Below are 11848 nucleotides of genomic sequence, written 5' to 3' on the forward strand. Positions count from 1 at the left end.
TCCCCGTCGCCGCCCCTCGTCCCGCCGGTGGAGAAGGGCGCGCGGACATCGGGCCATCGGCACCCGCGAACGGATCGACCGCCATCACTGCCGGACTGCCCGGCAAGCCGATCGGGCGGCCTCCCCGGCCACTTCAGGGCTACAATTGAAGAGTTCTTCAATTGGTTAGTTGCGTTGATTCATAGATGCTCCAGGGTACGGAGGTCGGGATGGGTGAGGTCGTCGAGGCGCTGCTGGCGCGGGTACGGGCAGCCCGGGCCGTGTTGGCGGATGCCGTGGCGGCCGATGACCCGTACGCCGTGGCGGTGGCGCGGGACGAGATGGACGACGCGGTGCGGTTCGCCCGCAGGCACGGGCTCGACGTCGAGGTGGAGCAGGTGGGCGAAGAGTGAACGGTATGCCTGTTCCGCTGTATGAGGCGAAAGCGGAGTTTTTCCGGATGCTCGGGCATCCGGTGCGGATCAGGGTGTTGGAGCTGCTGCAGGACGGGCCGCTTCCGGTGCGCGATCTGCTGACCTCAATCGAGGTCGAAGCGTCGAACCTGTCACAGCAACTGGCTGTGCTGCGCCGCTCCGGGATCGTCACCGCCACCCGCACCGGATCCACCGTGGTGTACGAGCTGGCGGGCGGGGACGTGGCCGAACTGCTGGCCGCCGCGCGCCGGATCCTGTCCGTCCTGGCGGCGGGCAGTCAGGAGCTGCTGGAAGAGCTGCGAGCCGCGGAGCCAGTGCGGTGACGGGTGACGCGGTGACGGGTGACTACGTTCGGGCCGTGGCGGCGATACGGCGTGCGCCGTTGCCGGTGCGGCGGCGCACCGTCTCGGTGCCGGTCGGGCCGGACGCGGTGCGGCCGGCCGTGGGGCGGTGGCCGGGGACGTTTCGGTGAGGTCGACATCGCACCCGGCTCCGCGTTCGCCGACGCGGCGCTGCCGGTGGTCGGTGAGCTGGTCGTGAACGTGCTGCGGCACGCACCACCTTCTCCGGTCGCGGACGTGGGCGTGACCGCCGGCGCGGGGCAGGTGGCCGTCAGCATCGCCGACGCCGAGCCACGTCCGGCCGACCTCGAACCCGGCGCGAGGGAAGCGGGACTGCAGTTGGTGAAATCGCGCGAGGCAGGGAGACAACGCGGTGACTGATGAAGCTGAGGCTGCCGAGCGGCCGGTGAGCAAACGGCCCGACCGGACGGCCAAGGACCGGGAGTGGCGGATCCAACGCGGTGTCGCGATCCGGGTGGGCTTCTACATCTTCGGCACCCACCTGTTCGCCGGGTTCATATGGCTGCTCTTCTATCTGGGCGAGCACGCGCACAGATGACCTGGCATTCCGACGCTGTCGCGACAAGGACCGATCGGCCCTGAAAGGACTGTCCGAAGTGATCGCAGTCGTGGGACACCCCGACCTCACCGCGCCCACGCTGGCGATGCTGGAAGACGACCTGCGGCGGCGTCTGGCCGGTTTCGCACGGGCAGGGAGGACCGGCCTGGTACGTGCCGGGCAGGGGCTGCCGGTCGTCTTCGGCAGGGCCGCTCGCGCAGCCGGACTGGCGTTGGTGACCGTGCTGCCCTCCAGGAACGGCCTGCCCGAGGTGATGGAGACCTACGACCGCCGGGCGGCCGGGGAGTTGCTCATGCTCTCGGAGCAGGTGCGGCTCCTGGAGTACGACCCCTCCGACGGCAGTGCCTGTGCGGGCGCGGACGAGAGCCTGCTTCTCTCCTGCGTCAGGCTGTTCGCGGTGTGGGACGGTTCGCCGTCCACCGGGCGGGACTCGACGGCCCGTCTGGTCGCCTTCGCCCGCGACAGAGGCATCGTCGTCGAGGTCCTCTGGCCGGACGGAGCAAGCCGTATGGCGCTGGAGGAGGCGTCATGATGCCGATCTTCTGGGCCCGGTTCGTCTGCGCACCTGGTCGAGCTGAGCCATGACGAGGCCCTGAAGCTTCTGGGCAGTGTCCGGTTGGGGCGAGTGGCCTTCACCGACCGGGCGCTGCCCGCGATCCGGCCGGTCAGTCACGTGATGGACGAGGGCGACTTCATCGTGCGCACGCAGGGTGGGTCCGCCCTGTCGAACCGCGCGCCGGCGTCCGAGGTGGCGGCGTACGAAGCCGACGAGATCGACCCGACCACGCGGACCGGGTGGAGTGTCGTGGTCACCGGCACGGCGACGCGGGTAGCCGATGCCGGTGACCTCGCCCGGTACGAACGGCTGCCCACGCCGTGGATCGACACCGAGACGGGGCAGGTGGTGCGCATCCGGCCCGAGATCGTCAGCGACCCTGCCCGCACATCATGTGCGGGGAACGTGACTTCCCGGCGTGGGCCGTTCTGTCGATGTGGTGGATGCGGCGCGAAATGTCCCGCACTTGCGTGTGCCGGGCTCCTGTGCCGACCGTTTCGACGTGACACACCTGATCGGACCCTCACAGGTCGTTGCCCGCGTACGACAAGTTGAAGCTTTTGTTGGTCAGCGGGAAGTCGGGGACGATCGTGTCCGCCAGCGCGACCGGCAGGGCGGGCCAGTTGAAGAAGGACGGGTCGACCGGCTTGACGCGGGCCAGGGTGCCGTCGGGGGCGAGTTCGACGCGGGTGGCGATGGTGCCGCGCCAGCCTTCGACCAGGCCGACGCCTGTGCGTGGGCCCGTGCCGGGCGCGTGCTGCGGTGCCGACACGACTCGGGGAGCGTGCGGTCCTTCGGCGAAGTGGCCGATCAGGGCAAGGGACGTCTCGATCTCCTCGGCGCGTACCAGGAAGCGGGCCAGGACGTCGCCGTTGTCCTGGACTGGGACGGCGAGCCCGGCGGGATACGCCGTGAAGGGATGGCTGATGCGGGCGTCGTCGGCGAGTCCGCTGGCGCGGGCAACATAGCCGAGGCAGCCGATCTGCCGGGCGGCGGCCTGGTGAAGGATGGCGGTGCCGGTGAAGCGGTCGCGGACGGTGGAGTGGCCGAGAGCGAGGCCGGCGATCTCGCGGATGTCCTCGCCGATGGCCCTCAGGCGAGCTGGGTCGGGCAGCGCCCGCAGCACCGAGCCTCCGGGTACGACGCCGCCGCGCAGCAGCCGGTGGCCGGTGATCTCCTGGTTGAGACGCAGGAGTTGCTCGCGGACGCGCTGGGCGTGGGCGTTGAGGATGCCGTGGCCGACGTCGTTGCAGAGCATGCCGAGGTCGGCGACGTGGTTGTAGACGCGCTCCAGTTCGAGGAGTAGCGCGCGGGCGCGCTGTGCCTCTTCCGGGACCTTGGTGCCGGTGGCCTCCTCGACGGCCAGGCAGTAGGCGAGGGCGTGGCCGACTGCCGTGTCGCCGCTGATGCGTTCGGCGAGCGGCAGGCCGGCGGTGACGCTGCGGCCCTGGAAGAGTTTTTCGATGCCCTTGTGGACGAACCAGAGCCGGGCCTTGAGCTTGAGGATGGTCTCGCCGACGACGGAGAAGCGGAAATGGCCGGGCTCGATCAGGCCGGCGTGCACCGGGCCGACCGGGATCTCGTACACGCCGTCGCCCTCGACTGCGAGGAAGGGGTAGGGGCCCTCCTGCTCGCCGAAGGCCGGGGGTGGGCCGGCGTCGGGGCGCATCGGGTACCAGCCGCGCGGCCAGTGGAAATGCCGTACGAGACGGCGCGGAAGCGGGTGGTCGAGGGGAGTGATGCCGAACAGATCGCGCATCTCGCGCTCGAAGCGGCCGGCCGGGAAAGAGAGATGAGCCAGCGTCGGCACCTCGGGCCGGGCGGGATCGAGGCGGACGTGCAGTTCGACACGGGTGTCGGGCGGGCTCGCGAGGAACAGGTACACCACGCGCGGTCCGCTGTCGTCGTGGTGCGCGGCGACCAGGGCGAGCCGGTGGCCCTCGTCCAGCAACTGCTTTGCCCGCCGCGGTAGTTCGGCGACGGCGATCTCGTGCGTGGTGCGCATCACGTCAGTGGCCTCCGATCGCCTGGGCCGCGGTGTGCAGCAGTTCACCGAGCGGTCCGGTGGTGATGCCCAGCGCCGCGCAGGCGCCGAGGCCGATGGCCAGGGGCCACAGAGCGGAAGGGCTCTCCCCGGTCGGTGTGCCTGGTCCCAGCAGCATCCGGGCGGTCCGGAGGGCGAGCGCGGCGAAGGCGAGGAGAACGAGCAGCAGGGCGATGGCCGTGACCCAGCCCAGTCCTGCCCCTGCGGCGAAGCCGGCCCGGGTGATGCCCAGTTCGGAGGCGAAGAGACTGAACGGCGGGAAGGCCATCAGCGCCCCCACCGCGAGCCCGAACAGCCCAGCCGTGAAAGGGACTTGGGCGAGCAGACCGCGGACCCGGCCGATCCGCGCGGTGCCGGTCAGCTGCAGGATGCGGCCGGATGCGCAGAAGGCGACGGACTTGGCGAGTCCGTGGCCCGCGATGTGCAGCAGTGCGGCGGACAGGGCGAGCGGGCTGCCGATCGCCGCGGCCAGGGCGATCAGGCTCATGTGTTCCATGCTGGAGTAGGCGAGCATCCGCTTGTAGTCGCGCTGGGCGAGCAGCAGTCCGACCGCGAGCGCGAGGGTGAGCAGGGCGATCGAGGCGAGCAGGACACGGGTGAAGCCGGTCCCCAGGGCTCCGTCGGCGATGACCCGGTAGCGCAGGATCGCGGAGAAGGCGACCGACAGCAGCACCCCGGACATGAGCGCGGAGACCGGCGCCGGGGCCTGGCTGTGGGCGTCGGGGAGCCAGGCGTGCAGCGGGATCAGGCCGGCCTTGGCGCCGAAGCCGAGGACGATCAGCGTGATGCCGAGCCGGGTGACGGCCGGGTCGAGGCGGTGGGCACGGGCGACGAGGGTGGGCCAGTCCAGCGCCCACGCCTCGGAAATGCCGGCCTGCCGGGCCGCGTAGTAGATCAGTACGGTGCCGAGGAAGGCGAGCGCGATCCCGGCCGAGCAGATCACCACGTACTTCCAGGCCGCCTCCACCGACGTACGGGTGCGCCGGTGGCCGACGAGGAAGGCGGTGACGATGGTGGTGGCTTCGACCGCGATCCACAGCACGCCGAGGTTGGCGGTCACCACGGCCAGGCACATGGCGGCGAGGAACGCCTGGACGAGGACGTGGTAGTGCCACGCGGTCCGGTCGTTCGCCCGGCCGGCGGCCCGCTCGCCCGCCTGGTACGACGGGGACGAGCCGCAGGCGACCAGTGCGACGGCGCCGACTACCAGGAGCATCCAGGCGGTCAGCCCGTCCGCGCGCAGGAGGCCGGAGTACGCCGTCCGCGGGCCGCCGTCGACGACGGCCACCGCGAGCAGGCTTCCGCAGGTGAGGATGACGACCGGAGAGACGAGACCGGCCCAGTCCAGCGCGGGCCGCTGCGTCGCCGTGTCCGGCGCGGGCTTCGTCGCCACCAGAACGGGCACGGCCTCGGTTGTCTCAGCCCGCCGGGCCCGGGACAGTGCGGCGACGGCCGGCCGACTCGTACGCGGTCCGGCCAGGGCGTACACGCCGGCGACCGCCAGCGGCACGGCGGCGGGCGCGGTGAGGAGCAGCGCGGAAGCAGTGGCCCCTCCTGATAGATGCAGCATCAGTCGTGCAGCTCCCGCAGGTCGTCGATGTCGGTGGTACCGAACGCCTCCCGCACCCGGGCGGTGAGAACCTGCAGCACCAGCACCGCCAGCAACACGTCGAAGGAGACGCCGAGTTCGACGATCAGCGGCACCCCGGAGGTGGCCAGGAAAGCGGTGGCGGTGATGCCGTTGTCAAGCAGCAGAAAACCGACCACCTGGGCCAGCGCCCGTCGGCGGGTCACCAGGACGAAGAAGCCGATCAGCACGACGGCCAGGCCCACCGGCAGGGCGCGGGTGGCCGGGGTCGGGTTCAGCTCGGTCAGCGGGCGGGCGACGGCGTAGGCAAGGAGGGTCAGCAGCGAGGCTGTCAGCAGCGAGGCGGCGACGTTGACCAGGGGCCGGGTCTCCCGGGTCTCGGCGCCACCGCCGCCGTAGCCCCGCCGGTCCTCGGTGAGCGCGGCCAAGGCACGACGCATCAGATGCGGCAGGACGCCTGCCCTCAGCACGCCGATGCCGATCCCTACCCCGACCAGGTCCCACCGTTCCTCGTGCACGCCGAGCAGCACGGCGACAGCGGCCAGGGCTACTCCCTGCAGGGCGAACACCCGGACGATCGCGGCGAGTTCGCGTCGCCACAGCACCATCACGGCCGCCAGCAGGAAGGCGCCACAGGCCAGGTCGAGAAGCTGGGTGTAGAGGCCGCCGTTCACGACGCTCCGCTCAGGAAGTACGAGGCGGTCACCGCGAGCAGCGCCAACAGGAAGGAACCGGCGAGGAGTTCGGGCACGCGGAACAGCCGGACCTTGGCCCAGGACACCTCGGCCGCCGCCAGTACCGCGCCCAACAGGCAGACCTTCGCCGCGAACCCCACCAGCGCCACCGCGAGGGCCGTCCAGGACGCGCTGGTGGCGATGCCCCAGGGCACGAACAGGGAGGACAGCAGACCGAGCAGCAGGGTGAGCCTCATCTGCGCGCCGAGTTCGACCAGCGCCAGGTCCGGGCCCGCGTACTCCAGCACCATCGCCTCGTGGATCATGGTGAGTTCGAGGTGGGTGGAGGGGTTGTCGACCGGGATCCGGCCGGTCTCGGCGAGCACCGCGACCGCGAGGGCGGCCGTGGCCAGCAGGCCCGCCGGGGAGGTGAGCCGGGCCGGTTCGTGGACTGCGCCGGAGACGATGGCCGGGATGTTGGTCGTCCCGGCCGGTATCGACAGCGCGAACACCGAGAGCAGGATGGTCGGCTCCACCAGTGCGGCGACCGTCATCTCCCGTGAGGCGCCCATCCCGCCGAACGCGGTTCCGGTGTCGAGCCCGGCCAGCGCGAGGGCCAGGGTGCCCAGCGCGATCAGCGCCACCACCAGGATGAGGTCCGCGTGCCCGCTCACCGGGGTGTCGGTGGACAGCAGGGGAACCAGCGCGGCGGCCACCACCGTCGTGGCGACCAGCAGGGCGGGGGCCACGCGGAAGGCCGGCCCGGTACCGACGGGGGTGATCGGTTCCTTGCGCAGCAACTTGCGCACGTCCCGCCAGGGCTGCAGCACTCCGGCTCCGGCACGGCCCTCCAGACGGGCACGTACCTGCCGCATCCACCCGGTCAGCAGCGGGGCTCCCGCGCCGACCACGACGACCTGGCCGGCCACGGCCACGTATCCGACAGCACTCATCAGTTCGCTCTCACCAACCCACCGCCAGAATCAACAGCAGCACGACCAGGCCGAAGAAGCCGTAGCCGAGATAGAGGTGCACGCTGCCGCCCGCCAGCCGCCGCGCTGACTGTCCGGCACCGGCAAGAGTGCGCAACAGCGGTTCGTACAGCCGGTGTTCGATCCGGTCGGGCACCCGGCGCTGGAAACGCACCCGCTCCACCAGGTACGCCGACTCGCGCACCGGAGTGACATCGACGTCCTGCTCGGGCGCGAGGACGTCGTCGAAGACCCGCTGCAACGGTTCCGCGAACGAGGTCGCCGTATAGGCCATGCGCGAGGTCGGCGCCCCGCCACCGCAGTCCCACAACCGGGCGTTCGTACGCCGTCGTCGGCGCCCGTACAGCCGGGGCAGCCCGACGGCGAGCAGGAGTGCGGCGGTCAGGGCGGCGACCGCCCACAGCGGTGCCAGCGACGCGGACACGTCGGCGATCCGCACCTCCAGTGCGCCGCCCGACACTGCTCCGCCGCCCGGCAGCCCGACCGCAGCCACGGCCCGGTCCAGGCCGTCGCCCAGCAGACCCGGCACGAGTGCCAGGGCCGCGCACGCGGCGGCGAGCAGCGCCATCCCGACAAGCATGAGCGCCGGTGCCTCCTTCGCCCCGGCAGCTCCGTCGCTCCGGGGGCGGGCGAAGAAACTCACGCCCAGCGCCTTGACGAAGGCAACCGCGGCGATCCCCGCCGACAGCGCGATCAGAGCGACGGACAGCGGCAGGACGACGGCCACGGCGACACCCGGCACCTGGAGTCCGTGGATGAGGGACTGCAGCAGCAGCCATTCGCTGATGAACCCGTTGCCCGGCGGCAGCGCCACAGCGCCGAGCGCGGCGAACGCGAACAGCCCGGCGGTGGTCGGCATGCGCGCCCGTAGTCCGCCCAGACGATCCAGGTCCCGCACGCCGGTGGCCCGGAGCACGGATCCGGCGGCGCAGAACAACAGGGCCTTGAAAGCAGCGTGGTTGACCACGTGCAGAAGGCCGGCGGCGAGCGCCAGTGCCGCCAGCCGCCGATCACCGTAGGCGGCGAACAGTCCGGACGCCCCGACCCCGATCAGGACGAGCCCCATGTTCTCGCTCGTCGAATACGCCAGCAGCCGCTTGAGATCGGAAGCCATCGCCGCCTGCAGGATCCCGTACACCGCGCTGGCCCCACCCACCGCCATCAGCCCCAGCCACCACCACGCCGGACCGCCGCCCAGCAGGTCGAGACCGGTGCGGACCAGGCCGTAGATGCCGAGGTTGACCATCGCGGCGCTCATCAACGCCGAGACGGGGCTGGGCGCTTCGGGATGCGCGCGCGGCAGCCAGGCGTGCAGCGGCAACGCACCCGCCTTCGACGTGAACGCGAGGGCGGTCAGAACGAACACCAGCCCACGCACCGTGGGCGACACGGCACCCGCACCCGCCCGCAGCGCGATGAAGGACTCACCGCCCGCCTCGGTGGCGAACAGGGCGAACCCGGCGAGCAGCAGTACAAGGCCGAGGTGGGTCATCACCGCGTACCAGACGCCCGCCGGCCGTACCGAGGCCCGTTCCCGGTGTTCGGCCAGCACCAGCACCAGCGAAGCGAGTGCCATCAGTTCCCACAGCGCGAGGAATGTGGACACGGACGCCGCGGCGGGTACCAGCACCAGGGTGAGCGCGAACAGCGGCAGCACCGTCTGCGCGGTGCGCGAGCCGAGTCCGTGCGCACCGTGCCCTGCCGCGTACCCGATGCCGTACACGGCGACCGCGGCTACGACGGCCCCCGCCACCGCCGTGAACAGGCCCGCCAACGAATCCACCGCCAGATACGTTCCGGCCAGCGGCAGCACCCCCGGGAACGTGGCTGTCCAGCTGTCTCCGCCCAGTGCAGCCACACCCGCCGCACAACCACTCACCCCCACTCCGGCCGTCAGGGCTCCGACGGCGGGAACGCGCAGCCGATACGGCAGCACGACTCCGGCCAGCGCACCCACGCCGCCCAGTCCGGTGGCCGTCGCGAGGGCGGCCGGAATCTCACTCACCGCCCGGTCACTCTCCGCAGTGCCGCAACGATCTCGCCCGGCTCCGGCGGGCACCCGGGAACCCGAAGATCCACCGGTACGACATCGGAGACAGCACCCTCGACGCCATAACCGCCCGCGAACTCCCCGCAGTTGATCGCACAGTCCCCGACCGCGACCACGAGCCGCGGCTCGGGCATCGCGGCGACCGTGCGGCGCAGCGGCTCGGCCATGTTCCGCGTGACCGGGCCGGTCACCAGGGCCACGTCCGCGTGCCGGGGCGAGGCCACCAGGCGGGCACCGTACCGCTCGGCGTCGTAGACCGGGTTGAAGGCCGCGGCGATCTCGATCTCGCAGCCGTTGCAGGAGCCGGCGTCCACACATCGCACCTGCACCGAGCCGCCGAACTCCCGGGCTGCAGGCAGCCGTTCAGCCTCCGGCCGGGGCGGGGCGGGCTCGGCCACCCGCCCGGTGTCCCGGATCTTGCGCAACAGGCCCATGAAGCCTCCCTGACAGGTGAGGACTTGTCAGCGGGTGTCCGACCGGCCACCCGCGAGCGGAGATGCGGCACTTGAGAGCGAAGGCGGCCGCCTCCCGGTGCCGTAGAGCGCTGCCCAGCTCTCGGGAGACGGCGACCGATCGGGGGGCCGCCGCTACGACGGCGGTCTGGCCTGCGTCTGGGCGGCCTGCAGGTCGGCGAGGAGTTCGGCCTGCCCGGCGAGCACCCCGGACAGGATGCTGCGGGCGACCCGGAGCAGTTCGGCGATCTCCGGGCTGGTCAGCGAGTAGTACACGGTGGAACCCTCCTTGCGGGTCACCACCAGGTTCGCCCGCCGCAGCACCGCCAGTTGCTGCGAGAGGTGGGCCGCCTCGATGCCCACCTCGGGCAGCATCTCCGCCACCGCGTGCTCGCGCTCGCTCAGCAGCTCCAGCACCCGGATGCGGGCCGGGTGACCGAGCGTCTTGAAGAACTCGGCCTTCAGTTGGTACAGCGGCGTACTCATCGTTTCGTCGCCTCCCCGGTGCGGCAGCACGGCCGCACCCGACCGTTCCTGACGCATCGCATCCACCCACTCGTCACACACATGCGGCCCATCCTCGCCTGCGGCACCGGCCACACCGAATCCGCGCGCGAGAACCCAGCTGCCCGAAATCAGCGGCAACAACCTCAGCAATTGCTAATATTAGCAACTCCATACGTGAGGTGAGGGAGGCTTGCGTGAGAATCATCCCGCTGCACGGCGCCGGCGTCGCCTGGTACAAGTGCCCGGCCTGCCGCCTCAAGTGCCGCCCCACGGCCGTCGGCGCGGAGGGCTCCTGCCCGCGGTGCGGGCACGCCCACATGATGCGGCTGTCATTCGGTGGCCGGCCCACCGCGTCCACGCCGGACGTCGACGAGTGAAGCCGACCGCAAGGGAGTGGGGAATGGGTGACTGGGCCGTCCAGTCCGGAAGCGGGATCCGCTTCGAGTGGGGGCCCGCCGGAGCGGGCCGTCTCGCCGGGGAGGCCGCCTGTCTGGCCATCGTCGACGTGCTGTCCTTCACCACGACGGTGAGCGTCGCCGTCGAAACGGGCATCCGGGTGCTGCCGTTCTGGCTGCCTGACGGCTGTGCCGCCCCTGTCGAGCGGGCCGCAGCAGAAAAGGCCGCCACCGTCTATGCCCGGCAGTCGGGCGCTCGGCTGGCCGTGCCCCGGCGTAGCGTCACACCCGACAGCCCCTGGTCCCTCTCCCCGGCCCACCTGCGCCGCGCCCCCTTCATCAAGCGCCTGGTGCTGCCCTCTCCCAACAGCGCAGCCATCGCAGCGGCCGCACCGCCGCGGATGCGGGTGGTCGCCGCCTGTCTGCGGAACATCACCGCAGTCGGCAGCTGGCTCACGGCGGGCGGATACGGCACGGCCCGGCAGCCGGTGGCCGTGATCGCCGCGGGCGAGCAGTGGCCGGACGGCAGCCTGCGTCCCGCGCTGGAAGACCTGCTCTGCGCCGGCGCCCTCATTTCCGACCTGCACCGCCGGGGCGCGGGACCGCTGTCCCCTGAGGCAGCCGCGGCGAAAACGGCCTACGAGGGCACCGCCGACCTCGCGCGCGCGGTCGGCACCGGTGCATCGGGCCGCGAGCTGGCCGCGGCAGGCTTCCCCGAGGACGTGGCCATCGCCACGGAGGAGGATCTTTCCGTCGTCGTCCCGGTACGGGACCCCGACGGCGCCTTCACCGCCGGCTGAACCCGGTGACCCCGGCGGGTCACTCGCCGGATTCGTCTCCGCTCGACCAGCCCGTCGTCCGCCACTCGTGGCGGCCCTTGGGCGGCTTGCCGTGCCGTGCGCTGTGCGCGGCGAGCGCGCCGGCCAGGTCGGCGTGCACGGGGATGGGCGGGCCGTCCCCGTCGGGGACGAGGGAGCCGTCGGCGGGGATCGCGGCCAGTTCCAGGCTGCGGCCCGCTGCGGCGAGACGCCGCGCGGCCTCGGTGATCGCCAGCTGCCCCTCGGCCGACCAGGCACGCAGTCCGGTCAGGTCGACGACGACCGGGCCGGTCCCGCGTCCCACCGCCCAGCCGACGGCCCCCTCGAAGCGGCGAACGGCGTCCGGGCCCAAATATCCGGAGACGGACAGGACGCCGAGTTCCTGCTCGACGGTGTAGCGCCACTCGATGGTCATGTCGTCAACTTCCTTGCGCAGTC

At 71.7% G+C, this 11848-nt stretch carries 16 protein-coding genes; 8 read left to right on the forward strand and 8 right to left on the reverse strand.

Annotated features, from left to right (window positions below; genetic code table 11):
• The first annotated feature begins 209 nt into the window (after positions 1-209).
• From OC490_RS07295 to OC490_RS07320, 6 genes are all read left to right on the forward strand, one after another.
• Positions 210-392 carry a hypothetical protein gene (locus OC490_RS07295; protein WP_262056984.1) on the forward strand — a complete coding sequence of 61 codons (183 nt, stop codon included), beginning with the start codon at positions 210-212 and terminating at the stop codon, positions 390-392.
• 5 nt (positions 393-397) lie between these two features.
• On the forward strand, positions 398-736 hold the full coding sequence (locus OC490_RS07300; protein ID WP_262056985.1) for an ArsR/SmtB family transcription factor: 339 nt from the start codon (positions 398-400) through the stop codon (positions 734-736).
• An 18-nt stretch (positions 737-754) separates the two neighbouring features.
• Positions 755-1135, forward strand: a complete 381-nt coding sequence (locus OC490_RS07305; RefSeq protein ID WP_262056986.1) for a hypothetical protein — start codon at positions 755-757, stop codon at positions 1133-1135.
• Positions 1128-1313 carry a DUF6126 family protein gene (locus OC490_RS07310; RefSeq protein ID WP_262056987.1) on the forward strand — a complete coding sequence of 62 codons (186 nt, stop codon included), beginning with the start codon at positions 1128-1130 and terminating at the stop codon, positions 1311-1313. The genes OC490_RS07305 and OC490_RS07310 overlap by 8 nt, the downstream gene beginning before the upstream one ends.
• 106 nt (positions 1314-1419) lie before the next feature.
• Positions 1420-1866: a hypothetical protein gene (locus OC490_RS07315; protein ID WP_410098595.1), complete on the forward strand. Its 447-nt coding sequence runs from the start codon at positions 1420-1422 to the stop codon at positions 1864-1866.
• A gap of 42 nt (positions 1867-1908) precedes the next feature.
• Entirely contained in the window at positions 1909-2445 is a 537-nt protein-coding gene (locus OC490_RS07320) for a pyridoxamine 5'-phosphate oxidase family protein (RefSeq protein WP_315986662.1), read from the forward strand.
• Here OC490_RS07320 and OC490_RS07325 read toward each other — a convergent pair.
• From OC490_RS07325 to OC490_RS07355, 7 genes are all read right to left on the reverse strand, one after another.
• Positions 2414-3895, reverse strand: a complete 1482-nt coding sequence (locus OC490_RS07325) for an NADH-quinone oxidoreductase subunit C (RefSeq protein ID WP_262056989.1) — start codon at positions 3893-3895, stop codon at positions 2414-2416. The genes OC490_RS07320 and OC490_RS07325 overlap by 32 nt on opposite strands.
• Before the next feature lie 4 nt (positions 3896-3899).
• Entirely contained in the window at positions 3900-5504 is a 1605-nt protein-coding gene (locus OC490_RS07330) for a proton-conducting transporter membrane subunit (protein ID WP_262056990.1), read from the reverse strand.
• Positions 5504-6196, reverse strand: a complete 693-nt coding sequence (locus OC490_RS07335) for a hypothetical protein (RefSeq protein WP_262056991.1) — start codon at positions 6194-6196, stop codon at positions 5504-5506. The genes OC490_RS07330 and OC490_RS07335 overlap by 1 nt, the downstream gene beginning before the upstream one ends.
• Complete coding sequence (locus OC490_RS07340; protein ID WP_262056992.1) at positions 6193-7149, reverse strand: respiratory chain complex I subunit 1 family protein; 957 nt, start codon at positions 7147-7149, stop codon at positions 6193-6195. The genes OC490_RS07335 and OC490_RS07340 overlap by 4 nt, the downstream gene beginning before the upstream one ends.
• A gap of 10 nt (positions 7150-7159) precedes the next feature.
• The gene (locus OC490_RS07345; RefSeq protein WP_262056993.1) at positions 7160-9193 is read right to left on the reverse strand and encodes a proton-conducting transporter membrane subunit; all 2034 of its coding nucleotides are present in this window, start codon (positions 9191-9193) and stop codon (positions 7160-7162) included.
• Positions 9190-9672, reverse strand: coding sequence for an NADH-quinone oxidoreductase subunit B family protein (locus tag OC490_RS07350; RefSeq protein WP_262056994.1), 483 nt, complete (start codon positions 9670-9672; stop codon positions 9190-9192). The genes OC490_RS07345 and OC490_RS07350 overlap by 4 nt, the downstream gene beginning before the upstream one ends.
• A gap of 153 nt (positions 9673-9825) precedes the next feature.
• Positions 9826-10176, reverse strand: coding sequence for an ArsR/SmtB family transcription factor (locus OC490_RS07355; RefSeq protein WP_262056995.1), 351 nt, complete (start codon positions 10174-10176; stop codon positions 9826-9828).
• 215 nt (positions 10177-10391) lie between these two features.
• Between OC490_RS07355 and OC490_RS07360 the strand changes: the two genes are divergently transcribed.
• Positions 10392-10574, forward strand: a complete 183-nt coding sequence (locus OC490_RS07360) for a hypothetical protein (protein WP_262056996.1) — start codon at positions 10392-10394, stop codon at positions 10572-10574.
• A gap of 23 nt (positions 10575-10597) precedes the next feature.
• The gene (locus OC490_RS07365) at positions 10598-11392 is read left to right on the forward strand and encodes a 2-phosphosulfolactate phosphatase (RefSeq protein WP_262056997.1); all 795 of its coding nucleotides are present in this window, start codon (positions 10598-10600) and stop codon (positions 11390-11392) included.
• A 19-nt stretch (positions 11393-11411) separates the two neighbouring features.
• Here the strand turns inward: OC490_RS07365 and OC490_RS07370 are convergent, their stop codons facing one another.
• Complete coding sequence (locus tag OC490_RS07370; RefSeq protein ID WP_262056998.1) at positions 11412-11825, reverse strand: anti-sigma factor antagonist; 414 nt, start codon at positions 11823-11825, stop codon at positions 11412-11414.
• Between the last annotated feature and the right edge of the window lie 23 nt (positions 11826-11848).

The organism is Streptomyces sp. STR69 (genome assembly GCF_024519455.1).
In the GTDB taxonomy this organism is placed as follows: domain Bacteria; phylum Actinomycetota; class Actinomycetes; order Streptomycetales; family Streptomycetaceae; genus Streptomyces.

What these genes read in the sequence shown, in the direction of transcription:
- OC490_RS07300 (WP_262056985.1), top strand. Translation starts at nt 398, where the DNA reads ATGCCTGTTCCGCTGTATGAGGCGAAAGCGGAGTTTTTCCGGATGCTC.
- OC490_RS07365 (WP_262056997.1), top strand. Translation starts at nt 10,598, where the DNA reads ATGGGTGACTGGGCCGTCCAGTCCGGAAGCGGGATCCGCTTCGAGTGG.
- OC490_RS07355 (WP_262056995.1), bottom strand. Translation starts at nt 10,176, where the DNA reads ATGAGTACGCCGCTGTACCAACTGAAGGCCGAGTTCTTCAAGACGCTC.
- OC490_RS07350 (WP_262056994.1), bottom strand. Translation starts at nt 9,672, where the DNA reads ATGGGCCTGTTGCGCAAGATCCGGGACACCGGGCGGGTGGCCGAGCCC.
- OC490_RS07325 (WP_262056989.1), bottom strand. Translation starts at nt 3,895, where the DNA reads ATGCGCACCACGCACGAGATCGCCGTCGCCGAACTACCGCGGCGGGCA.
- OC490_RS07370 (WP_262056998.1), bottom strand. Translation starts at nt 11,825, where the DNA reads ATGACCATCGAGTGGCGCTACACCGTCGAGCAGGAACTCGGCGTCCTG.
- OC490_RS07295 (WP_262056984.1), top strand. Translation starts at nt 210, where the DNA reads ATGGGTGAGGTCGTCGAGGCGCTGCTGGCGCGGGTACGGGCAGCCCGG.
- OC490_RS07315 (WP_410098595.1), top strand. Translation starts at nt 1,420, where the DNA reads ATGCTGGAAGACGACCTGCGGCGGCGTCTGGCCGGTTTCGCACGGGCA.
- OC490_RS07330 (WP_262056990.1), bottom strand. Translation starts at nt 5,504, where the DNA reads ATGCTGCATCTATCAGGAGGGGCCACTGCTTCCGCGCTGCTCCTCACC.
- OC490_RS07340 (WP_262056992.1), bottom strand. Translation starts at nt 7,149, where the DNA reads ATGAGTGCTGTCGGATACGTGGCCGTGGCCGGCCAGGTCGTCGTGGTC.